This is a genomic window from Devosia yakushimensis (assembly GCF_030159855.1).
Taxonomy (GTDB): domain Bacteria; phylum Pseudomonadota; class Alphaproteobacteria; order Rhizobiales; family Devosiaceae; genus Devosia; species Devosia yakushimensis.
Genome location: NZ_BSNG01000001.1, coordinates 1,659,520 through 1,683,544, shown reverse-complemented (window position 1 = coordinate 1,683,544; position 24,025 = coordinate 1,659,520). Strand labels below are relative to the sequence as shown.

The following is a 24,025-nucleotide window of genomic DNA, read 5'->3' as shown; positions in this document are numbered from 1 at the left end:
ACAGCCTGGCGGATTTACCATTAGCTCCATGCCACGAACGAGCCGACGCTTCTGAGGAGGGGCGCCAAGCCCGCGGTCCGCTGGGACTGCGCACTGCCACATGGCGGTGGAGGAATTTGCATACCAATCGCGCAACCGGGGCGATCTCTGCTGGAGAGCGGATGGCTCCTTGCGCCCTTAGTCAGCCAAGAATTTAGGGAAGAGACTGATGAACGAGCAGATTGCGGTGAAAGATTTGGTCCTGGCTCAGGACAAGAAGGACTGGTTCGTTGCGGACCGCTTCGGGATGTTCATCCATTGGGGCCTCTATGCCCTGGGCGCACGCCACGAATGGCTCAAGAACCGCGAAGAAATCACGACTGCCGACTATCAGAAGTATTTCGACAATTTCGATCCCGATCTCTACGACCCCAAGGAATGGGCCCGCCGGGCACGCGAAGCCGGCATGAAATATGTGGTGCTGACCACCAAGCACCATGAAGGCTTCTGCCTCTGGGACAGCAAGGTCACCGACTACAAGGCCCCCAACACGCCCTATGGCAAGGACCTGCTCAAGCCCTTCGTCGACGCTTTCCGGGCCGAGGGCCTCAAGATCGGCTTCTATTATTCGCTGATCGATTGGCACCACAAGGATTTCGGCGTGGATGTGCACCATCCCCAGCGCAATGCCGACGATGCGGCGGCGATGAATGTGGGCCGCAATATCTCCAATTACGCCTCCTATATGCGCGATCAGGTGCGCGAACTCCTCACCGGTTACGGCAAGATCGACGTCATCTGGTTCGATTTCAGCTATCCCAACCGCACCTATCGCAACCTGCCCGGCAAGGGCCGGCAGGATTGGCAGAGCGAGGAATTGCTGGCCATGGTGCGCCAGCTGCAGCCCGATATCATCGTCAATAATCGGCTCGATCTGATCGGGCAGGAAGGCTATCTGCCCGATATCACCACGCCCGAGCAGTATACCCCGCGCGCCGCCCCCAGGATCAATGGCCAGGCCGTGACCTGGGAGGCCTGCCACACCTTCAGCGGCTCCTGGGGCTATTACCGCGACGAGGAAACCTGGAAGAACCCCGAGCAACTGATCAAGCTGCTGGTCGATACCGTTTCGCTCGGCGGCAATCTGTTGATGAATGTCGGGCCCACCGGTCGCGGCACCTTCGACAGCCGCGCCAATGACGCGCTGGCTGTCTATGGCGAATGGATGCGGCTCAATTCCCGCTCCATCTATGGCGCTGGACCCAGTACGTTCCAGGCGCCCAAGGATTGCCGCCTGACGCAGAAGGGCAACCGCCTCTACTTGCACATCTACAGCTGGCCGTTCCGCCACATCCATATCGATGGGCTCGGGGACAAGCTCAAATATGCGCAGTTCCTGCACGACGCCAGCGAGGTGCGCTGGCTGACGCCCGAACCCACTGTGGACAGCAATATCGGCGTCGCGGTGCCGCAGGGCTCGATCACGCTCGAACTGCCGGTCAAGCAGCCCAACGTCACGGTCCCCGTGATCGAGCTGATCCTGAACGACTGACATCAAGCCAGGGATGGCCCGGCGCTGGAGGGATGTCGGGTCATTCGGACATGAACCAGGGATAGAGGAGGAAAATCCCATGAAGACGTTGAAGCATCTGGCGGCCATCGCCGTGATGAGCACGAGTTTCGTTGCATCCGCATTTGCCCAGGATCAGGTGAACCTGACCTGGCAGATGTGGGGCAGCAATGAAAACGACATCGCCGCCTGGCAGCACCTGGCCGATATGGTCACCGAGGTGCATCCCGAGATCAAGGTGACGCTGCAGACCTCGGCCTGGAACGATTACTGGACCAAGCTGCCGGTGCTGGCGGCCTCGGGCCAGCTGGGCGACATCGTAGCCATGCAGTCGCTGCGCATGCCTAATTTCTACGCCATCCTCGAGCCGCTCAATGCGCGCATCGAGACCGATAAATTCGATATCGGCGCGTTCGACGGTTCGATTATCGGCGGCATGTCGGCCAATGACGAGGTGTATGGCCTGCCTTACGACGTAGGCCCGTGGATGATGTTCTATAACAAGGACATGTTCGATGCCGCCGGCGTCGAATACCCCAAGCCCGGCTGGACCTTCGATGATTATGTAGCGACCGCCAAGGCTCTCACCAAGGACGGCAATTACGGCGCAGGCCTCACGCCGCAGAATTTCTCGCTCTTCTCGGCCGCGCTGGGCGCCAGCTACATCAATGCCGATGGCCAGCTCGATCTGGCCAATCCCGACGCAGTGGCCGTCGCGGCGCGCATGATCGATCTGGTGGTTACCGACAAGGCCGCCCCGGTGGTCGCTTCGGGTGCCGATCCCGGCGCCTTCATTTCCGGCCGCTTCGACGCCGGCAATATCGGCATGTATGTCGATGGCCCCTGGGCCATGATCGGCAAGATCGACACCGTCAAGTTCCAGATCGGCCTCGCCCCGCTGCCGCGCGGTACCGAGGAACTGGCCGCGGTGACGGCCGGCTCTGGCTTCGGCATCGCCGCCTCCAGCCAGAATAAGGACGCTGCCTGGAAGGCAATCCAGGTGCTGACCGGCCCGGACGCCCTGACATTCCTGGCCTCCGAAGGCCGCGCTCTGCCTGCCCGCACGGCCCAGCAAGGCACCTGGTACGATGTCGCCGCTGCCGATGTGGCCGGGGCGCGCGAGGCCCTCGAATACTCGTTGGCCCATTCGGCGACCTACCGGATCACCAACAACTGGAACGCGGTGGAAAATCTGTTCAACCAGTATTTCCCGCTGGCCTTTGCCGGCAGCGCCACGGCCGAGCAGACCATGCAGAACATCCAGAGCCTGGCCGCCAGCCAGTAAGCGAAACCTCCCTGTGGCGGCGGGCCTCCGGGTCCGCCGTCCGCATGAGCCACCCGCGAGGACCAATGGCCGATATCGTCTCGACCCAAGCCAAGACCGCCCCGCGCCCCAGGCGCCGGAACAAGATCTCTGCCTATGAGACGCGCACCGCGTTTCTCTTCCTGCTGCCCAGCCTGCTCGGGTTTCTGGCTTTCATGCTGATCCCGATCATCGCTTCGTTCGGGCTAAGTTTCACCAATTGGCAATTGCTGGCGCCGCCGCAATTCGTTGGCCTCTCCAACTATATCCGCCTGCTGACCACCGATCCGGCCTTCTTCAACGTCCTGGGCAATACCCTGTTCTTCACGGTCGAATATCTGGTGCTCAATATTGTGATCTCGCTGACCCTGGCGGTATGGATTTCGAGCCTCAAACGCGGCCAGCGCTGGTTCCGGGTGATTTTCTTCATCCCCACCTTCACGCCCACCATCGCCGTTTCGATCGTCTGGCTGCTGATCTTCACGCCCGGCGGGGTCATGGACTATCTGTTCCAGACCCTGGCACTGACCGTTCCCAACCTGTTGCTCGATAGCAAGCTTGCCATGCAGGCGGTGATCATCGTCACCCTCTGGGCCGGCGTGGGTTACAATATGGTGCTGTTCAACGCAGCGCTCGATCTGGTGCCGCAGAGCTATCTCGAGGCCGCCAAGATCGACGGCGCCTCCGCCTGGGACCGGTTCTGGAAAATCCGCCTGCCGCTGATTTCTCCCACCGTGTTTTTCGGCACGGTGATGACGGCGATCACTTCGCTCCAGGTCTTCGACCAGATCTATGTGATCACCCGCGGCGGTCCGGGCTCATCCACGGCAACGCTCGGCTTTGCCATCTACACCAATGGGTTCCAGAACTATCAGATGGGTTTTGCCTCATCGCTGGCCTGGGTGATGTTCGTCATGATCATGGCGCTCACCGGCTTCCAGTTCTGGCTGCAGCGCAAATGGGTGCACTATGACAGCTAGAGTTCGCACGCCACGCAAACCACCGCATCAAACCCGCACGCTGGTGCTCGACACCATCAGCCATGCCGGATTGACGCTGGTCGCACTGCTCTTCCTTTTTCCATTCTTCTGGATGGTCTCCAATGCCGTGCGCGGCAACAACGAAGTGTTGGCGGTGCCGCCACGCTTCCTTCCGACAGAATATCAATGGGGCAATTTCGCCGAGGCCTGGCTGCGCCTGCCATTCGGCAAGTTCTTCCTCAATAGCTTCATTGTGGCGGGCAGCGTTACGGTGATCACTATCATCGTCTCGTCGCTGGCCGCCTATGCCTTTGCCCGGCTGAAATTCCCAGGGCGCGAAAGCATATTGGTAGCCTATCTTGGCACGCTGATGATCCCCCAGGTCATGCTGGTCATCCCGCTATTCCTGATCGTCAGCCGCCTGGGCCTGATCAATACCTATCAGGGCATGATCCTGCCCATGGCGTTCAGCTCGTTCGGCGCTTTCCTGCTACGGCAGTTCTTCCTTTCCATCCCCAAGGAGCTGGAAGAAGCCGCGCTGATCGACGGGGCCTCGCGCCTGCGCATACTGATTTCGATCATCATCCCGCTCTCGCTGCCGGCCATTGGCCTCTTGTCGCTGTTCACCTTTATCGGGCAGTGGAACAATTTCCTGTGGCCGCTGATCGTGGTCAACGGCATGGACCATGCGACCCTGCCGCTGGGCCTCACCATGTTCCAGACCCAGCAGGGCACCTCGTGGAACTACATCATGGCGGGCGCGACCCTTTCGATGATCCCCGGCATCGTCCTCGCCATCATTCTCCAGCAGCTCATCTACAAAGGCATCACCGTCGGCTCCGGCTTCGGCGGCCGCTGATATCAATGCAAAGGAAACCAGGCTCATGGCCAGCGTAGACCTGATCGATGTGGTCAAATTCTATGGTTCGCTCGAAATCCTGCACGGCATCGATCTCAGCGTTGCCGATGGCGAATTCGTCGTGCTCGTCGGCCCCTCGGGCTGCGGGAAATCGACCCTGCTGCGCATGATTGCCGGGCTCGAAACCATCTCGGATGGCGACATCCGCATCGGCAGCACGATCGTCAACGACCTCCAGCCCAAGGAGCGCGACATTGCCATGGTGTTCCAGAATTATGCGCTCTATCCGCATATGAAGGTGCGCGACAACATGGCCTTCTCGCTCAAGCTCTCCAAGCGCAGCCGCGACGAGATCGAGGCAACCATCCAGCGCGCCGCCGATATTCTCGATCTCGGCCATCTGCTCGACCGCTATCCGCGCGAACTGTCGGGCGGCCAGCGCCAGCGCGTCGCCATGGGCCGGGCCATCGTGCGGGATCCGGCGGTGTTCCTGTTCGACGAGCCGCTGTCCAATCTCGATGCCAAGCTGCGCGTCGCCATGCGCGGGGAAATCAAGGCACTGCACCAGCGCCTCAAGGCCACGACCATCTATGTGACGCATGACCAGATCGAGGCCATGACTATGGCCGATCGGATCGTCGTTATGCGGGACGGCTACGTGGAGCAGGTCGGCAGCCCGCTCGAACTCTACGACACCCCCGCCAATGTCTTCGTCGCCGGCTTTATCGGCTCGCCGGCCATGAACCTGATTCACGGCACCGTATCGGGGCAGGGCGTGGAAACCGCGGGGGGCACCGTCTGGCCCTTGCCGCCAAAGGCGCCGGTAGAGCAGGGGCAGGAGGTCATTGTCGGCTTGCGGCCCGAGCATCTGGCGGTAACGGAGGAGGGGCTCGACGCGCTGGTCACGCTGGTCGAGCCCACGGGCTCGGAAACCCATATCGTGCTCGATATCTCGGGCGAAGCCGTAACTGCGGCGTTACGCGAACGTATCGTTGCCGTGCCCGGATCGCGCCTCACCGTGTCGCCAATGCTGGGCAGCATGCACCTGTTCGACAAGGCCAGCGGCAAGCGTATCGCTTTCTGATTCAAACCATTTTTGAAGCCCATGACAAAGATCACGTCCCTCTCCACGCACGATCTGCGCTTTCCAACTTCTGCTTCGCTCGACGGTTCGGACGCGATGAATCCCGACCCCGATTATTCTGCCGCCTATGTCATCCTGGGCACTGATGGTCCTCATGAGGGTCATGGGCTGACCTTCACTATCGGGCGCGGCAATGAGGTGGTCTGCGCCGCCATCATGGCGCTGCATGACCGCGTGGTCGGGCTCGATCTCGATTGGATCGCCGAAAATCCCGGCCGCTTCTGGCGGCACGTGACCGGCGATAGCCAATTGCGCTGGATCGGCCCCGACAAGGGCGCCATGCATCTGGCAACCGGCGCCGTGGTCAATGCCGTCTGGGACCTCTGGGGCAAGGTCGCAGGCAAGCCGGTCTGGCAGCTCGTGGCCGAGATGACGCCGGAACAGCTCGTCGCCATCATCGACTTCCGCTACCTCACCGACGCCATCACGCCCGAGGAGGCCCTGGAAATCTTCCGCAAAGCCGAGCCCGGCAAGGCCAGCCGCATCGCCACGCTCCGAGCCGAGGGCTATCAATGCTACACCACCAGCGCCGGCTGGCTGGGCTATTCCAACGAAAAGCTGACCCGCCTGGCTACCGAAGCGGTGGAGCAGGGCTTCCGCCACATCAAGATGAAGGTGGGCCGCGATCTCGACGACGACATAAGGCGCCTCGAAATCGTGCGCTCCATCATGGGCCCCGATCGCCTGCTGATGATCGACGCCAACCAGGTCTGGGAAGTCGGCCAGGCCATCGACTGGGTCAAGGCGCTATCCCGCTTCAATCCCTATTTCATCGAGGAGCCCACTAGCCCCGACGACATCTCCGGCCACCGCGCCATTCGGCAGGCCATAGCGCCGGTCAAGGTCGCCACCGGCGAAATGTGCCAGAACCGCATCCTGTTCAAGCAGTTCATCAAGGATGGCGCCATCGACATCGTCCAGATCGACGCCTGCCGCATCGGCGGGCTCAACGAAGTGCTCTCCGTCCTCCTGATATCAGCCAAATATGGGCTGCCCGTCTGGCCTCATGCTGGCGGCGTTGGCCTCTGCGAATATGTCCAGCACCTCTCGATGATCGATTATCTGGTGGTCTCCGGCACCAAGGAGGGCCGGGTGATCGAATATGTCGATCACCTGCACGAGCATTTCATCGATCCCTGCCTGATCCAGAACGCCGCATACATGCCGCCTGTACGTCCGGGCTTCTCCATCGAAATGAAGCCGGAATCGATCCGCGCGAATACCTTCGCCGGCTAGTCCCTCAGCTCGATCCACGCCGGCGCATGGTCGCTGGCGTGCTCGGCGCCGCGCACGTCCCGGTCGACACCGGCATCGGCCAGCCGGCGCACCAGCGGCTTGCTCAGCAGCAAATGGTCGAGCCTCAGCCCGGCATTGCGGGGCCAACGGTTCCGCATATAGTCCCAGAAGGTGTAGACCGTCTCGTCCGGATGCACCTTACGAAGCGCGTCGGTCCAGCCCTGATCCAGCAGCCGCGCAAAGAGCGCCCGGCTTTCTGGCTGCACCAGCGCATTGTCGCGATAGGACGTAGTCTCGTAGATATCGCGCGGTTCCGGCACGATATTGTAGTCCCCCGCCAGCACCACCGGCAGCCCGGTGCCGAACAGCTCGGCCGCATGGTCGAGCAGCCGCTCGGTCCAGGCCAGCTTATAGGCGAATTTCGGCCCTGGCTGCGGATTGCCATTGGGCGCATAGAGCGAGGTCACGATCACCCCATTGACCGCCGCTTCGATATAGCGCGCCTGCTTGTCATCCTCATTGCCCGGCAGTCCGGTGCGCGTCAGCACGGGCTCCACCCCGCGGGCCAGGATAGCCACGCCGTTCCAGACCGATTCCCCCAGGAAAACCGAGCCATAGCCCGCATCGGCCAGCGCACCGGCCGGAAACTGCCGCTCGCTGGCCTTGAGTTCCTGCAGGCACACCACATCGGGCGCAGCATCGGCCAGCCAATCCATCAGATTGGCCAGCCGGGTATTGATGCCATTGATATTGTAGGTGGCGATCTTCAGGGCGCGATCCGCCCGGCCCAGGCCTCGATTGTCTCGACCATGGTTTTCATATGGTCCGCGGCCGAAAAGCCCGACACCGCCTTGCGCGGTTTGAGATCATGGTCGCCGTCTTCGAGGAATTTCACCTCAATCGTCGGCGGCAACCCATAGGTGGCCACTTCCTCCGGCGTGCCGAACGGATCGCGTGTTCCCTGGACGATCAGTGCTGGCGCCTGCAGCTCGATCAGGTGCTTGGTCCGCAGCTGGTCCGGCTTGGCCGGCGGATGGAAGGGATAGCCCAGGCAGACCAGCCCCGCGATCCGTTTGGCGGCAAACAGGGGATCGGCAACCATGCTGGCCACCCGTCCGCCCATGGATTTGCCGCCAATGATCAGCGGGCCATTGGTCGGGCCGAGATCGTCCACGGCCGCGATGAATTCCGGCATCACCTTCTCGGCGCGGGGCGGCGGCTTGCTGCCCGCTTCAGTGCGGCGGCTGGCCATATAGCCAAATTCGAAGCGCGCAACGCGCAGGCCCCGGGCAGCCAATAATGCGGCCGCATTCGCCATCCACGGGGAATCCATCGGCGCCCCGGCCCCATGGGCGAGGAGCAGCGTGATCCGGGCATCTTCCGGCCCGTCAAAGAGAAAGTCCGTTGCCATCTAGCCCGCCGATTTCCGTAAGTGTTGATCCGCCACCACTATGCCGGCCCGCGCCCGTTTGGCCCAATCCGAGGTGGCATCGAGTTCGAGATAGCGCCGCCAATATTGCCGCGCCGCCGCCAGGTCATCCCCATCATAGGCAATCGCCGCCAGATTATAGACCGCGTCAGCATAATCCGGATCGAGCTCGACCGCCTTGGTCAGATGCTGGCGCGCCGCCTTGAGCTTGCCCGCGTCGCGCAGCAGGCCGCCATAGTTGAACCAGGCCTCGACAAAGCCGGGATCGCGCTTGAGCGCCGTCGCATAGGCCAATGCGGCCTCCTCGGCATGGTTGAGCGCACGCAGGCAATTGCCCAGATTGAACGGCGCCGTGGCGTCGCTGGGGTCGATGGAGGAGCAATGGGCATAGAGCGTGGCGGCCTCCGCCAGCAGGCCCGCCGCCTCGGCGGTCTCCGCCAGCCCAAAATAGTCCTCCGCCTCGTCATCGCCTTCGGGCAGGGCGAGAAGACGCTGCCCATCCAGCTCGGCAAAGGAATGAGCGTCGAGGCTGACGATCTTCTCCGTCCCCGCCGGATGCAGCGTGAGGGCCGTCAGCGAGCCCACCGGCCCGATCTGGTGCACCGATCGCGCCACCGCGCTCCATGCCGCGCCGCTTGCCAATAGGCCGGCATATTTCTTGGCAAGGATCACATCGCGAAACGAGAATGGCTCGGCATGATGTTCGAAAGCGTCGAACAGCGCCAGCATGTCAAAAACCGGCCCCGCCAATCCCGATTGCTCGAGTATCGATTGCCGGCTGATATTAGCGGCGGGAACCGGGGGCAGTGAGCCCAGCAGGCGCAGAAACCCATTTTCGCTGAGGGCTCGGGCATTGGGCGGCACGCCCCCAACCCGGCGTTCGATTTCGGCTTCGTCCTGCCGCGCGAGCAGCGTGCGGCCGAAAACGACGCAGGTTGTCGCGCGGGTCACATTGCGGTGCAGCCGTCCGCCATGGCTTTCGACACGTCTGGCGGCAAGGCGCAGCGGGAAGGCCTGCAGGGCGCCGACGACGCCAAAGCTCTCCCCGCGCAATTGCATGATTTAGGCCTTCTTCTTCGGTGCCGCCTTTGGTGCCGCAGCCTTGGACGCTTCCAGCGCCGCCTTCAGCGATGCCTTGACCGGCGATTCCTTGGGGACCGCCTTGGGCTTGCTCTTGGCGGCCGGCTTGGCTTCGCCAAGGCTGGCCTTGAGCGCATCCATCAGGTTGATGACATTACCCCGTTCGGGCGCCGCCGCAATGATCGGATTGTGGCCCTTGAGCTTCTCGCGGATCATGGCCATCAGCGCCTGCTCATAGCGGTCCTCGTAATCCTTGGGATTGAAGGTCGTCACCTTCTGCTCGATCAGCTTTTGCGCCAGATCGAGCATTTCCTGGTCCGGCTTGCCGACGGGAATATTGTCGAAATATTCGGCAGTGCCGCGCACTTCGTTCGGGTTGCGCAGCGTGGTCACGAACATGCCGGTTTCGCGGGCGCCAATGGTCACCACGCGCTCGCGACTGGTCAGCACCAGCCGCGCAATCGCGACCTTGCCGCTTTTGCGTAGCGCTTCGCGCAGCACGATAAAGGTTTCCTCGGCCATGGCCCCGTCGGGCGCCAGGTAATAGGGCGTGTCCTGATAGAGCACGTCCACCTCGCCGGCATCGACAAAGGCCTCGATGTTCATCGTGTGGTTGGATTCGATGCGCACGGCGTCGAGATCGGCATCATCGATGATGATATATTGCTTGGGCTCGTATTCGTAGCCGCGCACCAGGTCGCTCCGCTCGACCAGACCCAATTCGGGGTCCACCGCCTTCATGTTGATGCGGTTATGCGTGTCCTTGTGCAATTGGTTGAAGCTGATGCGCTCCGAGGCGCTGGTCGCCGGAAACAGCTTTACCTGACAGCTCACCAGGCTCAGCCGAAGCTGGCCCTTCCAACTTGCTCTCGCGGCCATTCTTGCCTCCTACGCGCGAACTACTTCCTCACCACAAGAAATCATGCGGGCAAATCCCGTGCGGACTCGTTAATTTCGGCCCAGGGGTCGCCTGACGTGGTTAATAGACCCGGAAGTGAAGAATAATTGAGGTCCAGCGGAGAGTCGATGGACTCCAGATCCCGCCAATCAATTGGCGTTGATGCTGGCAGATGGGGCCGCGCCCGCAAGGAATAGGCGGCGACAGCCGTGGCGCTACGCGCATTGCGATAGAAATCGATGAAGATGCGGCCCTTGCGGTTCTCGGCACCCATCAGGGTGACGAATGTATCGCGCCCCGTCGCCGCCAGCCGGCTGGCAATGGCCGAAGATGCCTGGTGCACCTGTTTCCAGCCCAGCTTTTGCTTGATCGGCACGACGATATGCACGCCGCGCCCGCCCGAGGTCTTGACGAAGGGAGCGAGCCCCATGCCCTCCAGCTCGCCCCGCAGATGCACCGCCGCATTGACCACGTCGCGCCATTCCACGCCCTCACCGGGGTCGAGGTCGAAAATCACCCGGTCAGGCTTGTCCAGATGGCGTTCATGGGTGCCCCAGACGTGGAATTCGACCACACCGAACTGCGCCAGCGCCAGATAGCCCTTGGCGTCCTCGACCGAGATATAGGTTCGCGTCTCGTCATCCGAATTCTTGGTCTCGAACACCTTTATGGTCGGGGGCATGCCGGTAAAGGCGTGGCGCTGGAAGAAGCAATCCTTGGTGCTGCCGCTGGGGCAGCGGAACAGCGACACCGGCCGGTTGAACAGGTGGGGCAGCATGTAGTCGCCCACGGCGGCGTAATAGACTGCGATATCAAGCTTGGTCGGGCCGGATTTGCCGAATAGCCGCCGCGTCGGGTTGGTCACCCAGATGCCGGCTAGGTCGGCATCCGAGATAATGCGCTTGCGGGGCTGGGTTGCCGGCGTTGTCAGCTCCACCTCGCGCAGTCCCTTGAACACCGAATGGCGCAGCAGGCCATCGGTGGTCATCGTGGCATATTGAATGCGTGCCGTGAGGGTAGGGCGCACGGGCAGCACATCGGGTGGCGCGCCATCCAGCTTGTCGGCAATGCGCATGGGCGCGAGCCGCTTGAGCAGCGCACGCATGGTGCTCGCGTCAAACCCCGTGCCGACCTTGCCGCGATAATGCAATTCGCCATCGACCCATTCGGCCAGGCCCAGAGCGCCAATGCCGCCTGCATCTTCGGAATCGGTGTAGCCGGCGATGACGAAATCGCCCGTCTTGAGCGCCTTGACCTTGAGCCACCCCGGGGAACGGCCCCCTTGATAGGTGCCCTTGGCGCGCTTGGCGACGATACCCTCAAGACCCTTCTCCGATGCCAGGCCGTAAAGCGGGCCGGCATCGCCCTCCATATGATCGCTGTAATGCAGGGCAGAGCGAGCATTGATATGCCCCGCCAGGAGCTGCGCCAGTAGCGTCTTGCGCTTGGTGAGTTCGACGCCGCGCAGGTCCCAACCGTCGAGATAGAGCAGGTCGAAGGCATAAAAGACCAGCTTGTGGCTGGCCCCTTCGGCAAGCGCATCCTGCAGCTTGCCGAAGCGGCTGATCCCATCGTCATCCAGCACGACGATTTCGCCGTCGATAACCGCCTGTTTGCAATCGAGCGCCGCAAAGGCCTCGGGCAGGTCGCCATAGCGGCGGGTCCAATCAAGGCCACCGCGGGTGATCAGCCGTGTCTTGCCGGCCTCGATGAACGCCAATGTCCGGTAGCCGTCGAACTTGATCTCATGCAGCCAGCCGCTGGCATCCTTCGGCGGTGCCTCGGCGGCCGTGGCCAATTGCAGGTCGACCTTGTCGGGCATCGGCCCCTTGATCGCCCCGGCTGCCTTGCCCGGCATGATTTTGACCCGTTTAACGGGGGCAGGGGGCGCAACCAGCTCCTCGATGCGCCGGCCGCTTTTGACGCTTTCCGGTCGTTCCTTGAGAATATCGACCTCGGTATCCATTGCCGGGTCGCGTTCCTTGAACAGCAGCCAATTGTCCCGGCCCTTGTCCTCGGGCTTGCCCTTGAGCCGGGTCAGCATCCAGCCGCCATTGAGCTTCTCCCCAGCCAGGCGAAACTTGAAACTACCCTTTTCCAGATCGGCATGCGGATCGCCCATCGGCGCCCAGACACCCCAATCCCAGACGATCATGGGCCCGCCGCCATATTCACCCTCGGGGATCACGCCCTCGAAATCGAAATAGTCGAGCGGATGGTCTTCCGTCGCCGCTGCCAGCCGCTTGTCGGCCGGGTTCAGCGACGGGCCCTTGGGCACCGCCCAGCTTTTGAGCACGCCATCGAGTTCGAGCCGCAGGTCGTAATGGTCGGAGGACGCCGAATGCTTGTGCACGACAAATCGATTGCCGGTCTCGTTGCCCGCGCCGACCGGCTCTGTGGTCTTGGAGAAATCGCGTTTCCGGCGGTAGGTCTGGAGTTTTTCGCTGGCCATGCCGAAAAGCTACACGGGAGCAGCCCAAATGCCAGCCCAATGTTAACAGTCTGCTAGCATTAGCTCGCCAAACAAGCCCTTGACGTGAATCACGATGAGGAACACAACATATGGTGTGTCGTGGTCACGCGGGTCGCAAGGACGTGTGATAATAGGGAAGCCGGTGCGGGCCTTGGGCCCCAGTCCGGCGCTGCCCCCGCAACTGTGAAAGCGTGCCCTGGCACGCCAGCCAGATACCTGCCGCGACAGGTTAGAACGTCCACGGGCGGGGTGTCCCGGTTGGTCGCCAGCGGAGCTTTGCCGGCACATCCGGAACCCGCGCGCGCCCATTCGCCCCCGCCATCCAGCTAAGGACTATGGGGGTCCAATGTCACAGACTGAAACGCTTCTCCGCTCCGAAACCCTTGCGCCACCGGCCTTTTCTGCGCCCGGTCACGCCACCGCCGAGCCGGGCTATTCGCTCATCAAACGTAATGGCGGCACCGTGCCGTTCGATCAATCCAAGATCGCCGTGGCGCTGACCAGGGCCTTCCTCGCTGTCGAAGGCAACAAGGCGGCCGCCTCGCGCCGCGTACATGAAATCGTCGAAGGCCTCACCGCCGAAGTCTTCGCCGCCCTGACCCGCCGCGCCAAGGACGGCCGCGTCTTCCACATCGAAGACGTGCAGGACCAGGTGGAACTGGCCCTGATGCGCGGCGAACACCAGAAGGTGGCCCGAGCCTATGTGCTTTATCGCGAAGAGCATGCCCGGGCCCGCGGCGCGGCAAAGGTGCCTGAAACGGTAACCGCCGTGTTGCGGATGAAGTTGACAGATGGTGCTCTTGTCCCGTTGGACGAGGCACGGCTGGCGACGGTGATCGCCGAGGCTTGCGATGGCCTGGAAGGGACTGCGTCAGCAACGATTCTGGAAGAAACCCGCCGCAATCTCTACGACGGCATTTCCCTCGACGAGCTGGCGCTGGCGCCGATCCTGGCTGCCCGCACGCTGGTCGAAACCGAACCGAACTATGCCTATGTCTCGGCCCGCCTGCTGCTCGATAAGCTGCGGCGCGAGGCCCTGAGCTACGTGTCGGGGCGGCCCGAACAGGCAACGCAGGCCGATATGGCGACGCGTTATGCCGACTATTTCCCGGACTATCTGAGCACGGGCATTGCCGCCGAGCTGATCGACCCCGAACTACAGCGCTTCGATATCAAGCGCATCGCCGCCGCGATCAAGCCGGAGCGGGATACCCAGTTCCAGTATCTGGGGCTACAGACGCTGTACGACCGCTACTTTTTGCACGTCCAGCGCAATGTGTTCGAGCTGCCGCAGGCCTTTTTCATGCGGGTCGCCATGGGGCTGGCGGTGCGCGAGATCGACCGCGAGGCGCGGGCTATCGAGTTTTACGACCTGCTGTCGAGCTTCGACTTCATGGCCTCGACGCCGACCCTGTTCAATTCGGGCACGCTGCGGCCGCAGCTATCGTCCTGCTTCCTGACCACCGTCGCCGACGACCTCGACGGCATCTTCAAGGCGGTGAAGGACAATGCACTGCTCGCCAAATATTCTGGCGGGTTGGGCAATGACTGGACGCCCGTGCGGGGCTTGGGCGCTCACATCAAGGGCACCAATGGCGAGAGTCAGGGCGTCGTGCCCTTCCTCAAGGTCGCCAATGACACCGCTATTGCCGTCAATCAGGGCGGCAAGCGCAAGGGCGCAGTCTGCGCGTATCTTGAAACCTGGCATGTCGACATCGAGGAATTCCTCGACCTGCGCAAGAATACCGGCGACGACCGCCGCCGCACGCATGACATGAACACGGCCAATTGGGTGCCGGATCTGTTCATGGAGCGCGTCGAGGCAGGCGGCGACTGGACACTGTTCTCGCCCGATGAGGCGCCGGACCTGCACGACCTTTATGGCCCGGCTTTCAAGACGGCCTATGAGGCTTATGAAGCCAAGGCAGCCGCGGGTGGGCTCAAGGTGCATCGTACGGTCAAGGCGCTCGATCTGTGGCGCAAGATGCTGACCATGCTGTTCGAGACGGGGCATCCCTGGATCACCTTCAAGGACCCCTGCAATATCCGCTCGCCGCAACAGCATGTCGGCGTGGTGCATTCGTCCAATCTCTGCACCGAAATCACGCTCAATACGAACAAGGACGAGGTTGCGGTTTGCAATCTCGGCTCGATCAACCTGCTTGCTCATATCGGGCCGAATGAGCTCGATCTGGTGCGGCTCAAGCGCACAGTCGATGTCGCCATGCGCATGCTGGACAATGTGGTGGATATCAACTTCTACACCATCCCCGAGGCGCGGAAATCCAATCTGCGGCATCGTCCGGTAGGGCTGGGGCTGATGGGCTTTGCCGATGCACTGCAGGCCCAGGGCATTGCCTATGCCTCGGATGCGGCCGTCGATTTTGCCGACATCTCTATGGAGGCCATCAGCTATTTCGCCATTTCGGCCTCGACCGATCTGGCCGAAGAGCGCGGCGCTTATGCGTCGTTCCAGGGCTCACTGTGGAGCCAGGGCGTATTGCCGATCGATAGCCAGGAATTGCTGGCCAAGACGCGCAGCGAGATCAATATCGACCGCAGCCAGCGGCTTGATTGGGAGACGCTGCGGGCTCGCGTCAAGACCGTGGGCATGCGCAATTCCAACACCATGGCCATCGCCCCAACGGCAACAATTTCCAACATTTGCGGCGTCAGCCAGTCGATCGAGCCGGGCTATCAGAACCTCTATGTGAAATCGAACATGTCTGGCGATTTCACCGTGGTGAATGCGCAGCTTGTTCGCGATCTCAAGGCGCGGGGCCTGTGGGACGAGGTGATGATCTCGGACCTCAAATATTTCGACGGTTCGGTGGGGCAGATCGACCGGGTGCCGGACGATCTCAAGGCGATCTATGCGACGGCCTTCGAAATGGATGCGCGCTGGCTGATCGATGCCGCCTCGCGCCGGCAGAAGTGGATCGACCAGTCGCAATCGCTGAACCTCTATCTCGCGAACCCCTCGGGCAAGGCGCTGGATCAACTCTATCGCTCGGCATGGAAGGCGGGGCTCAAGACGACCTATTACCTGCGCTCGCGCTCGGCGACCCATGTCGAGAAATCGACACTCAAGGGCACGGATGGCAAGCTCAATGCTGTGGCGGTGAGCGCGCCGGTCGCGGCGGCCCCGGTTGTCGAAGCGGCCCCGGTGCGGACTGCACTGGTGATGCCGGCGTTGGATGGCCCGGCTTGCCTGATCGACGATCCTGACTGCGAAGCCTGCCAGTAAGACCACGCATCGCCGACCGATGTGACCAGCACTCATCTCCTCGCACCGTCATTGCCCGGCTCGTCCGGGCAATCCACCGCTCCGCATACGCTGAACATGGATCACCGGGACAAGCCCCGTGATGACGGGGTGGAGAGATCGCCCTCCGGTCAACACATCTCCAAAATTCAAGGAATCCCAAAATGTCTCTCGATTGGTCCTCCGACGCCGCCAAGCCTGCGCCTATCCCCACCAGCGAAGCCCGTATTGACCGCGACGGCGGCCGCGTCTCCGTCGACGACAAGGCGATGATCAATTGCCGCGCCGATGTGAACCAGCTGCTGCCGCTCAAATACAAATGGGCCTGGGAAAAATACCTCAATGGCTGCAACAACCATTGGATGCCCACCGAGGTCTCCATGCAGGCCGATATCGCACTGTGGAAGTCCAAGGACGGGCTGACCGACGATGAGCGCCATACGCTCAAGCGCAATCTTGGCTTCTTTGCAGCCTCGGAAAGCCTGGTGGCCAACAATATCGTGCTAGCGATCTATCGCCATCTGACCAATCCCGAATGCCGGCAATATCTGCTGCGACAAGCCTTTGAGGAGGCAGTGCATACGCACACCTTCCAGTACATCGTGGAAAGTCTTGGCCTTGATGAGGGCGAGCTGTTCAACATGTATCGCGAAGTGCCCTCGATCACCGACAAAGCGGCCTGGGCGCTGAATTTCACCCAGCACCTGGACGATCCCGATTTCACCACCGGCACGCCGGACACCGACCGCGCCTTCGTGCGCGACCTGGTGGCGTTCTACGTCATCTTCGAGGGCATGTGGTTCTATACCGGCTTCGCGCAAATCCTCTCGCTGGGCCGCCGCAACAAGATGGTTGGCATTGCCGAGCAGTACCAATACATCCTGCGCGACGAGTCCATTCACCTCAATTTCGGCATCGACGTCATCAACCAGATCAAGGCCGAGAACCCCCATGTCTGGATCAAGGAGTTCCAGGAGGAGGTTCGCGGCATGATCAAGACGGCTGCCGAATTGGAAGCGGCCTATGGCCGGGACACCATGCCGCGCGGTTTCCTGGGGCTCAATGCGGCGCTGTGCGAGCAATATATGCACTTCATCGCCAACCGCCGCTGTGCGCAGTTGGGGCTGGCGGCGGTTTTCCCCGAAACCGAAAATCCATTCCCCTGGATGAGCGAGGCGATGGATTTGAAGAAGGAGAAGAACTTCTTCGAGACGCGCGTTATCGAATACCAGAACGGCGGCGCGCTCAGCTGGGATTGACGGCGTTCTGCTCGTGCCGGGCCCGTCGGCAGGCGGGCCCAGTCAATCTTCGTTCTTGAGGTAATTGTTGCCGTCGATCACCAGCAGCCCATCCGAACCGGCATCGGGCAAGAACAGGCTGAGCGTCTTCTCGCTGCCATCCGAGCCGGTCAACTTCAGGGTATAGCCATCCACTTCGTAGCGGCCGCTCATATTGGGACGATTGCTGGAAGCGGTGACGGAGGTGCTGGTGTCGCCGCTGGCATTGGACGACATGACGCCGGACCATCCGGTCATCTCAAAACGCCCGTCCGGCGTCATTGTCAGCAGGCGCTCGCTGGATACCCCGCCCGATGACGTCGCGGTCATCCCGCTGGACGCCCCAGAAATAGCGCCAGCTACCGTCAAGCTGTGTGCCCCGCGGCAGGGGCGGAATGCGGCGGTAGTCATCCTCATCGATGACGAGGTTGTCGCCATCGCGCGAGAAGGTCTCCGTCTCCGTTTCGACGATGCCGTAATCGTTGCTCATCTGCGCCAACTCGATGCTGTCGGCCCCGCCAAACCAGCCGCCGCCGCGCAAGGCATAGGTGCCGCAGCTCTTGAGCCGTGCCGTGCAATGATCCTGCATGCTGACCCCGGCAGCGGGAATCTCGCTGCTATAGAGCCCCGAAGGATCGAAGGCCAGGATCACGCTCTCGGCGGTGAAATCCATCCCGCCGAACAGATTGGGCATCAGACTGGTTTGCAGACTGGTATAGACGCCTTCAAGACCGCCAGCCCCCTCGGCCGGGGTGAGAACAGCCGGCGTTTCCTCGTTCTTGCTGCGCACCGACCGTATGGCGAAAGCGAATTCTTCTTCCAGCGCCCGCCGCTCGTCGGAGTCGAGATTGATCATTACCAGCACCAGGAAATACTGGGCATCGGGCCGCTGCATGCCGACCGCTATGGACGCCACCAGGATGTCGTCACGATAGCCGCAACAAACATCGCTGAGCATGACGGGGTACCCGTCCATCGTGGTCCCGGTGCGTTCGATGACCGGGTCTTCGTCGCGCAGCTCGGGCAGGATGGCCGCCATAGCGGCGAAATTGTCGGCAAAGGCGCCTTGGCTGGTCGGAGACGGAACCTGGATGAACGCGCCGCCTTTGCCACCGTCATCGGTGTTGACGGCCTTGACCAGGGCCAAGCTGCCGCCTTCGCCTTCCTGGACTTTCCAGCCCCGCGCTTTCCCCGGCAAGTCGAATCGGATGTCGCCAATTGTGTAGGACGCGGCCAGGGCTGGCGCCGCTCCGAACGAAATCACGGCAAGCGCAATCGCCCCGAGGCCCACCAGGGAAGACCATGAACATCTCCAAAAACCCGGCATTTATTGGCCCCCGGCGGTATGTGCACACCAAATAGTCGATGCTCTCTGCGGCGGCATGATGACAATTCAGCGTTGGTCGCAGCCCTGTCGCATTTGCTGGCCACCTTGGTGCCTGACAGAGGAGAAGCACGATGGGCCTGTTTGATAAACTGCGCGAGCTGCTGACGGGACAGACCGGGAAGGGCGCAAGCAAGCCGGTAGCAGCCGAACCTGCGCCGGCAGCCATGACCCCGGCGGCCAGCAGCGTGGACAATGAACAGGCGTTCGAGGAAACATTGCGCCGGCGGCATGAATACTGGGCGGGGGTAGGGGAGGTCGAAGACGATGTCCTGACCCATTTGATCAGCCCGACTTTTACCGGTGGCCCCGCCTGGCCCTCGACGCGTCAGGCCTTCCGCATCGTGCGGCGGCCGCATGGCATCGTCCTGGCAACCGATGGTCTTTCCGACCCGTTCGATGGTGTTGCAGGCGCAGGCAACGGCTTCGAGCTGGAGCTCTTCGTGGAGACCGCCGACATCGACCCCGACCTGGCTGGGGCAGCGGGCGATGTGGGCGGATTGAGCAAGAGCTGGGCATTCGAGCTGCTGAACCAGGTGGCAGGAACCATTGCCGGTGCCGGTGGCATCAGCGGACAACTGGCGCGCTACAAGGTGCTATCCATGGAAATCCCCGGCGTCAGCCGGAGCTACGCCATCGCCGCGCAGCTGCCGCCAGGTTTCACGACCGATGATGACAGCGTAGGCGTACTGATCGGTGCGCCGGAACCGGATTTTCCGACGCGGATCGACGATACCCCGCTCTCGCCCGTGACGATCGTGCCGTTGGTGCTGTTGCGCGCCGAGGAATTGCAGCAATTGCGCCAGGGCGGTGCTGAAGCGCGCCAGGCGCTTGCAGCCCGGTTGGCCGCATCGCCCACGCGGCACCGCAGCAGCCTGACGCGCCCGGCGCTGATTTAGCGCCGGGCTACCGGCAGGGTGAGGATTTCGCCGCGCCGGGAACCGAGATCGAACCGTGTCATGGCGACGCGGTCATTATCGAGCCAGACCAGGTTCTCGATTTCGCCGCTGCGGGTGGGAAGCCGCTGGATCAGGTCCAGCGACTGGACGTCCCAGATCAGCAGGGCCGAGGTATCCTTGCCCCAGACCGATGCGCCATCGAAGGAGGCCGCAACGTAACGGCCGTCGGGGCTGAACCAGATCCAGGGCAATAATTGCATGCGCCAGGCGCCCAGCGGCGCGGTCAGCAATTGCCCCGACCAGCTCTGGAAGGCAGCGTCGGCCAGCCGCAGGGCCACGACGCCGCTATCGCCACGGGTTTCGACATGCTGGGCAAGCAATGTCCCATCCGGCGAGAAAGCTTGCGAGACCCCTCCGGTGTAGATGAGTTTGGCGGCACCATCGGTCAGCTGCCCCAATGCGCTGCCGTCGCGAGCGGAAAACACCTGTGCGGCAATATCCGGCGGATGTTCGGAACTGATTTCGCCGCGGTCGATCAGCACCCGGTCCTCACCGTCAAAACCCACCAGTCCGACCGAATAGGGCGGAAATTGCGTGGTGACCTTACCGCTCGCGCGATCGATCACCGCCGTTTGCTGATCCAGCATGGTGGCGGCCAATTGCGCGCCAGCTGGCGACACTGCCGCATTCATCCAACTGGCGCCTGGCGGCAGGCCGGTAATCGCGGTTTCCGACAATACCGCGCCGTTTTCCGGATCGAGTTCGAGCAGGCGTTGAAGTTCGGTGGGGTCGGGGCCGTCCTGCCGGGCGACGGTCAGCAAATTGCCATTGGGCAGCTTGAGCAGCGCCTGTAGCTGGCTGGCATCGAAGGTCGTCACGATGCGGCAATCGCTGGTTCTAACGATGCGATCCACGGGTCCGCAGGGATAGAAGAAGCCAATACCCCAACCATAGATTGCCCCTGCGGCCGCGATGATCGCGACCAGGCCGGCCCATATCCGCATCGTTACCCCCAAAATGTCCCCTCGAAATTGTGCAGCCAATTATGTCGGGAATATTTCGATGATGGCGGCAGCTTCGATGTCGATGGCAAGTGCATTCACACTGCCGTTGATTTGCGAACCGGGTTCCTCATTGCGAACCTTGGGCTACCGGCTCAGCTCTGCCGAGCCACCAGCAGATTGAAGTTGGGATCGCCGAACTTGCCGAACAGGCGCATCCACATCGGCACCAGGTCTTCCATGGCGCGACAGGCGGTGAGATCACCCAGATCCAGGATGGAGCGCCAGCCAAAACTGCGCAGCAGCGCCTCGACCTCGCCCTTGGCGCCAGCGTCATCGCCAGCGACGAACACCGTGTGATCCGCGCCCAGGCTGGCCGGATCGACCATGAGATGGGCGCTGACGCTGTTGAGAGTCTTGACGAGCCGCGCCGTCGGAAACGCCGCCTGGAGCGCGAGGCCCAGGGGCGTGGCGATCGGACCGTGGACGATCGCTTCGTAATTGCCGATATCGACAAGTATCTTGCCGGCGAGGGCGCAACCGGTGAGCGTCGCAATGGCTTGTTCGCCCGGCAAGGCATTGACTATCCACTCGCCATGCGCGGCCGCGTCCTGATGACTGGCAACCGGGATGCCCGTTTCCGCGCTTAGCTGCCGGGCCTTGTCGCTGCCCGGCGATCGCGAGCCGAAAACCACCTCATGTCCCAGAGCGTGCAACTTGCCGCCGACTGTCGAGCCGACTTCTCCGGTTCCCATTACGCCTATTTTCATGGCCGACCTCCATCTTGCTTATGGCAAGGTGAGCGCGAAGCCACGATGGCGCAAGGGGGTGGTGCTAGAGCTCGATCGGTTCCTGGGTGAGGACCACGCCGAACCGCTCCTCTACGGCGTGTTTGATCGTCGAGGCGAGCTTGTGAACATCCCCATATGTGGCGCCGCCGCGGTTCACGATGATCAGGGCATGATCCTTATGAACGGCCGCTTGGCCTTCCTGGTACCCCTTGAGGCCGCAGGCATCGATAAGCCATGCCGCCGAGAGTTTGACCCTTCCGTCCGGTTGCGGATAGCGGGGGACGCCCGCAATGCCGTCAGCGACTGCGGGCTGGACCACGGGATTGTGAAAGAATGAGCCCGCATTGCCCAGCACGTGCCAGTCGGGGAGTTTCGAGCGCCGGATGGCAAGCACACGCTCCATGACGGCGGCGGCATCGACATCAGCCGGCAAATTGTCCAGCCCCGCATAGGAGAGCACCGGCACCCATTCCTGCGGCAGGGCAAGGGTTACGTCGAGAACGATAAAGCGCCCGCCGGCCTGCTTGAAGAGGCTCTGCCGATAGGAGAACTGGCATTCGTCCCGCTCGAAAACGCGCTCCTTGTGGTCGACGCTGTCCCATGCGGTCAGCGACTGAAACCGGTCTGCCAGCTCGAGCCCATAGGCCCCGATATTCTGTATGGGCGCCGCGCCGACCGTGCCCGGTATGCCCGCCAGGTTTTCTAGGCCCCCGATGCCCTGCGACACCGTCCAGCCGACGAATTCCGACCAATCCTCGCCCGCCTGTGCCGTCACGATTACAGTTCCATCGGGGCCGCGTTCGATATTGCGGCCCTTGATCGCCATTACGCCGACAATGGCAGCCAGTTCATCCCGCAGCACGAGATTGCTGCCGCCGCCGATGAAGTGAGCGGGCAAACCAGACGATGTGGCGAAGCGCGCCACCTCATCGACCTGTCTGCGCTCGGCGATCACTGCGCCAAACTGGGCATGTGAAACCAGGCCCATCGTATTGAATGCGGAGAGATCGAAGTGTTGCGTCAGGTGCATGGTGTCGAGCGGTGCCTTCGGAGTCGTGACGCGGTTTAGCATGATTTGGCGGGGGAGAATAACCGGCGCGCAGGGGCGGCGATTGTGCCTTGAGCCAGGACGCTGGGCCAGAAAGGCGCTGCGTGGGTTTTAAGACTCGGCTACATCAAGCCTCTATGCAGCTGAACCCCCAACAAGCTTGATGGCCGAGACCGATCTTTACCTTCCCCTGAAGGCTTTCATGGAAGGCGCCGGTTACGCCGTCAAAGGCGAGATCAACGGCTGCGATCTGGTGGGCGTCAAAGAGGGCGAGCCGCCGGTCGTCATCGTTTGCGAGATGAAGCTGGCCTTCAATCTCGAACTGGTCATGCAGGGGGTCAAGCGGGCGGCATTTTGCGACGAAGTCTGGCTTGCCGCGTGCGCCTCCAAGACCGGAAAGGGCCGCGAGCACGACGCACGTTTCCGCAATCTGTGCCGGCGTCTTGGCTTTGGCCTCGTGACCGTTTCGGCCTCCGGCGTGGTGGATGTCATCGTCGCGCCTTTCGCTGTAGCACCGCGCCGGGATGCCAAACGGCGCTCTCGACTGCTCGATGAGCACAGGCGCCGGGTCGGCGACCCGCAGAAGGGCGGGGGACGCGGCAAGCCGATCATGACCGCATACCGCCAGGACTGCATATTATGCGCGACCTCCCTGCTGACCGGCCCACAAAGCCCCAAGCAGCTGAAAGCGCTGGTTGCGAGGGCCCCGACAATTCTCAGAAGCAACGTCTATGGCTGGTTCGTGCGGGAAAGCCGAGGCATCTACGGCCTGACCGAACTCGGCAGAGCCGCGGTCGCGCCGCCGCAAGGCTGAACGGTCGTTCGCCCATTTGCCGTAGGGCGCTGGCCGAACAGCCGAAATTGCCGCCCGGCCCGGAGGCGTCGCGGTTATACGGTAACGGGCGGCCATTGGGCCTTCCGAAATCTAAAGAACGGACCAATGGCCGCCCGTTACGATCCGCTTTTGCGCAAGGTCCGGTTCAGGCGGTACCATTATTGCAGGCCCGGCTGCCGAGTTTCCAACCCCACTGGAAAGGCGCCCCTCTCCCACGGTCTCCCCACCCGGCCCTGCGTCGGGACCGCGTAACTGGCGGGGATGGGGGTATGATGGCATGGGGTTTGGGGGCGGGGATAAGTTTTTTGCATTGGCCGGTTTCGACCCCATTGCGGTCGTTCCCGCCGTGATCGAAACTTCTTGATAGCTGTCATGCATGGGCGCTCACGGGGTGAGCCAATGGGTCCCATCTCCCATCGTTTGGGTGGGTACTACCTTTTCCCAAGAGCTGCCGTTCACTTGGCCGAAAGTGAACAGTAATCAGGTTTTCTATTCCCGTCTCATCCGTCCTCCGCCGGTAACCAACAATCACGTCACAGACAACTTGGCGTGGGAACGAGTTATCGCCGCGATA

Annotated in this window: 20 protein-coding genes and 1 riboswitch; of the genes, 10 read left to right on the top strand and 10 right to left on the bottom strand. The window is 62.2% G+C overall.

Features of this window, described 5'->3' with window-relative positions; genetic code table 11:
• Nucleotides 1–208 precede the first annotated feature (208 nt).
• From QQL79_RS08220 to QQL79_RS08195, 6 genes are all read left to right on the top strand, one after another.
• Complete coding sequence (locus tag QQL79_RS08220; RefSeq protein WP_284389722.1) at nt 209–1,531, top strand: alpha-L-fucosidase; 1,323 nt, start codon at nt 209–211, stop codon at nt 1,529–1,531.
• 79 nt (nt 1,532–1,610) lie between these two features.
• The gene (locus QQL79_RS08215) at nt 1,611–2,834 is read left to right on the top strand and encodes an ABC transporter substrate-binding protein (RefSeq protein WP_284389720.1); all 1,224 of its coding nucleotides are present in this window, start codon (nt 1,611–1,613) and stop codon (nt 2,832–2,834) included.
• A 65-nt stretch (nt 2,835–2,899) separates the two neighbouring features.
• The gene (locus QQL79_RS08210; RefSeq protein ID WP_284389719.1) at nt 2,900–3,832 is read left to right on the top strand and encodes a carbohydrate ABC transporter permease; all 933 of its coding nucleotides are present in this window, start codon (nt 2,900–2,902) and stop codon (nt 3,830–3,832) included.
• Complete coding sequence (locus QQL79_RS08205; RefSeq protein WP_284389716.1) at nt 3,822–4,691, top strand: carbohydrate ABC transporter permease; 870 nt, start codon at nt 3,822–3,824, stop codon at nt 4,689–4,691. The genes QQL79_RS08210 and QQL79_RS08205 overlap by 11 nt, the downstream gene beginning before the upstream one ends.
• A 25-nt stretch (nt 4,692–4,716) precedes the next feature.
• Complete coding sequence (locus QQL79_RS08200; RefSeq protein ID WP_284389714.1) at nt 4,717–5,775, top strand: ABC transporter ATP-binding protein; 1,059 nt, start codon at nt 4,717–4,719, stop codon at nt 5,773–5,775.
• 21 nt (nt 5,776–5,796) lie between these two features.
• Nucleotides 5,797–7,071, top strand: a complete 1,275-nt coding sequence (locus QQL79_RS08195) for an L-fuconate dehydratase (protein WP_284389712.1) — start codon at nt 5,797–5,799, stop codon at nt 7,069–7,071.
• Here QQL79_RS08195 and QQL79_RS08190 read toward each other — a convergent pair.
• Genes QQL79_RS08190 through ligD form a run of 5 tightly spaced genes read right to left on the bottom strand, consistent with a single transcriptional unit; the run spans nt 7,068 to nt 12,930 of the window.
• On the bottom strand, nt 7,068–7,841 hold the full coding sequence (locus QQL79_RS08190; protein ID WP_284392844.1) for an exodeoxyribonuclease III: 774 nt from the start codon (nt 7,839–7,841) through the stop codon (nt 7,068–7,070). The genes QQL79_RS08195 and QQL79_RS08190 overlap by 4 nt on opposite strands.
• On the bottom strand, nt 7,838–8,482 hold the full coding sequence (locus tag QQL79_RS08185; protein ID WP_284389710.1) for an alpha/beta hydrolase family protein: 645 nt from the start codon (nt 8,480–8,482) through the stop codon (nt 7,838–7,840). Before QQL79_RS08185 ends, QQL79_RS08190 begins: the two co-directional genes overlap by 4 nt.
• On the bottom strand, nt 8,483–9,559 hold the full coding sequence (locus QQL79_RS08180) for a tetratricopeptide repeat protein (protein ID WP_284389708.1): 1,077 nt from the start codon (nt 9,557–9,559) through the stop codon (nt 8,483–8,485).
• A gap of 3 nt (nt 9,560–9,562) precedes the next feature.
• On the bottom strand, nt 9,563–10,459 hold the full coding sequence (gene ku / locus QQL79_RS08175) for a non-homologous end joining protein Ku (RefSeq protein WP_284389706.1): 897 nt from the start codon (nt 10,457–10,459) through the stop codon (nt 9,563–9,565).
• A gap of 41 nt (nt 10,460–10,500) precedes the next feature.
• Nucleotides 10,501–12,930, bottom strand: coding sequence for a DNA ligase D (gene ligD, locus QQL79_RS08170; protein WP_284389704.1), 2,430 nt, complete (start codon nt 12,928–12,930; stop codon nt 10,501–10,503).
• A 104-nt stretch (nt 12,931–13,034) separates the two neighbouring features.
• Nucleotides 13,035–13,189, top strand: a riboswitch (cobalamin riboswitch).
• 108 nt (nt 13,190–13,297) lie between these two features.
• On the opposite strand from ligD, the gene QQL79_RS08165 reads away from it, so the two are divergent.
• Together QQL79_RS08165 and QQL79_RS08160 are read left to right on the top strand one after the other, a co-directional pair.
• Entirely contained in the window at nt 13,298–16,198 is a 2,901-nt protein-coding gene (locus QQL79_RS08165) for a ribonucleoside-diphosphate reductase subunit alpha (protein ID WP_284389702.1), read from the top strand.
• A gap of 182 nt (nt 16,199–16,380) precedes the next feature.
• Nucleotides 16,381–17,475, top strand: a complete 1,095-nt coding sequence (locus tag QQL79_RS08160; protein WP_284389700.1) for a ribonucleotide-diphosphate reductase subunit beta — start codon at nt 16,381–16,383, stop codon at nt 17,473–17,475.
• Nucleotides 17,476–17,517: 42 nt separating this feature from the next.
• On the opposite strand, the gene QQL79_RS08155 is transcribed toward QQL79_RS08160, so the two are convergent.
• Nucleotides 17,518–17,751, bottom strand: coding sequence for a hypothetical protein (locus tag QQL79_RS08155; protein WP_284389698.1), 234 nt, complete (start codon nt 17,749–17,751; stop codon nt 17,518–17,520).
• A 1-nt stretch (nt 17,752) separates the two neighbouring features.
• Nucleotides 17,753–18,820: a hypothetical protein gene (locus QQL79_RS08150; RefSeq protein WP_284389696.1), complete on the bottom strand. Its 1,068-nt coding sequence runs from the start codon at nt 18,818–18,820 to the stop codon at nt 17,753–17,755.
• Between the two features lie 131 nt (nt 18,821–18,951).
• Here QQL79_RS08150 and QQL79_RS08145 point away from each other — a divergent pair, with 131 nt between their 5' ends.
• On the top strand, nt 18,952–19,776 hold the full coding sequence (locus tag QQL79_RS08145) for a hypothetical protein (protein ID WP_284389694.1): 825 nt from the start codon (nt 18,952–18,954) through the stop codon (nt 19,774–19,776).
• Here QQL79_RS08145 and QQL79_RS08140 read toward each other — a convergent pair.
• The 3 genes from QQL79_RS08140 to murB form a co-directional block, all read right to left on the bottom strand.
• On the bottom strand, nt 19,773–20,780 hold the full coding sequence (locus QQL79_RS08140; RefSeq protein WP_284389692.1) for a WD40 repeat domain-containing protein: 1,008 nt from the start codon (nt 20,778–20,780) through the stop codon (nt 19,773–19,775). The two genes, QQL79_RS08145 and QQL79_RS08140, sit on opposite strands and share 4 nt — an antisense overlap.
• A 152-nt stretch (nt 20,781–20,932) precedes the next feature.
• Nucleotides 20,933–21,547: an NADPH-dependent F420 reductase gene (locus QQL79_RS08135; RefSeq protein WP_284389690.1), complete on the bottom strand. Its 615-nt coding sequence runs from the start codon at nt 21,545–21,547 to the stop codon at nt 20,933–20,935.
• Between the two features lie 64 nt (nt 21,548–21,611).
• Nucleotides 21,612–22,598, bottom strand: a complete 987-nt coding sequence (gene murB / locus QQL79_RS08130) for a UDP-N-acetylmuramate dehydrogenase (protein ID WP_284389688.1) — start codon at nt 22,596–22,598, stop codon at nt 21,612–21,614.
• Nucleotides 22,599–22,779: 181 nt separating this feature from the next.
• Here murB and QQL79_RS08125 point away from each other — a divergent pair, with 181 nt between their 5' ends.
• On the top strand, nt 22,780–23,430 hold the full coding sequence (locus tag QQL79_RS08125) for a DUF2161 domain-containing phosphodiesterase (RefSeq protein ID WP_284389686.1): 651 nt from the start codon (nt 22,780–22,782) through the stop codon (nt 23,428–23,430).
• Nucleotides 23,431–24,025: the final 595 nt, after the last annotated feature.

What these genes read in the sequence shown, in the direction of transcription:
- QQL79_RS08220 (WP_284389722.1), top strand. Translation starts at nt 209, where the DNA reads ATGAACGAGCAGATTGCGGTGAAAGATTTGGTCCTGGCTCAGGACAAG.
- QQL79_RS08215 (WP_284389720.1), top strand. Translation starts at nt 1,611, where the DNA reads ATGAAGACGTTGAAGCATCTGGCGGCCATCGCCGTGATGAGCACGAGT.
- QQL79_RS08210 (WP_284389719.1), top strand. Translation starts at nt 2,900, where the DNA reads ATGGCCGATATCGTCTCGACCCAAGCCAAGACCGCCCCGCGCCCCAGG.
- QQL79_RS08205 (WP_284389716.1), top strand. Translation starts at nt 3,822, where the DNA reads ATGACAGCTAGAGTTCGCACGCCACGCAAACCACCGCATCAAACCCGC.
- QQL79_RS08200 (WP_284389714.1), top strand. Translation starts at nt 4,717, where the DNA reads ATGGCCAGCGTAGACCTGATCGATGTGGTCAAATTCTATGGTTCGCTC.
- QQL79_RS08195 (WP_284389712.1), top strand. Translation starts at nt 5,797, where the DNA reads ATGACAAAGATCACGTCCCTCTCCACGCACGATCTGCGCTTTCCAACT.
- QQL79_RS08185 (WP_284389710.1), bottom strand. Translation starts at nt 8,482, where the DNA reads ATGGCAACGGACTTTCTCTTTGACGGGCCGGAAGATGCCCGGATCACG.
- QQL79_RS08180 (WP_284389708.1), bottom strand. Translation starts at nt 9,559, where the DNA reads ATGCAATTGCGCGGGGAGAGCTTTGGCGTCGTCGGCGCCCTGCAGGCC.
- ku (WP_284389706.1), bottom strand. Translation starts at nt 10,459, where the DNA reads ATGGCCGCGAGAGCAAGTTGGAAGGGCCAGCTTCGGCTGAGCCTGGTG.
- ligD (WP_284389704.1), bottom strand. Translation starts at nt 12,930, where the DNA reads ATGGCCAGCGAAAAACTCCAGACCTACCGCCGGAAACGCGATTTCTCC.
- QQL79_RS08165 (WP_284389702.1), top strand. Translation starts at nt 13,298, where the DNA reads ATGTCACAGACTGAAACGCTTCTCCGCTCCGAAACCCTTGCGCCACCG.
- QQL79_RS08160 (WP_284389700.1), top strand. Translation starts at nt 16,381, where the DNA reads ATGTCTCTCGATTGGTCCTCCGACGCCGCCAAGCCTGCGCCTATCCCC.
- QQL79_RS08155 (WP_284389698.1), bottom strand. Translation starts at nt 17,751, where the DNA reads ATGACCGGATGGTCCGGCGTCATGTCGTCCAATGCCAGCGGCGACACC.
- QQL79_RS08150 (WP_284389696.1), bottom strand. Translation starts at nt 18,820, where the DNA reads ATGCCGGGTTTTTGGAGATGTTCATGGTCTTCCCTGGTGGGCCTCGGG.
- QQL79_RS08145 (WP_284389694.1), top strand. Translation starts at nt 18,952, where the DNA reads ATGGGCCTGTTTGATAAACTGCGCGAGCTGCTGACGGGACAGACCGGG.
- QQL79_RS08140 (WP_284389692.1), bottom strand. Translation starts at nt 20,780, where the DNA reads ATGCGGATATGGGCCGGCCTGGTCGCGATCATCGCGGCCGCAGGGGCA.
- QQL79_RS08135 (WP_284389690.1), bottom strand. Translation starts at nt 21,547, where the DNA reads ATGAAAATAGGCGTAATGGGAACCGGAGAAGTCGGCTCGACAGTCGGC.
- murB (WP_284389688.1), bottom strand. Translation starts at nt 22,598, where the DNA reads ATGCACCTGACGCAACACTTCGATCTCTCCGCATTCAATACGATGGGC.
- QQL79_RS08125 (WP_284389686.1), top strand. Translation starts at nt 22,780, where the DNA reads ATGGCCGAGACCGATCTTTACCTTCCCCTGAAGGCTTTCATGGAAGGC.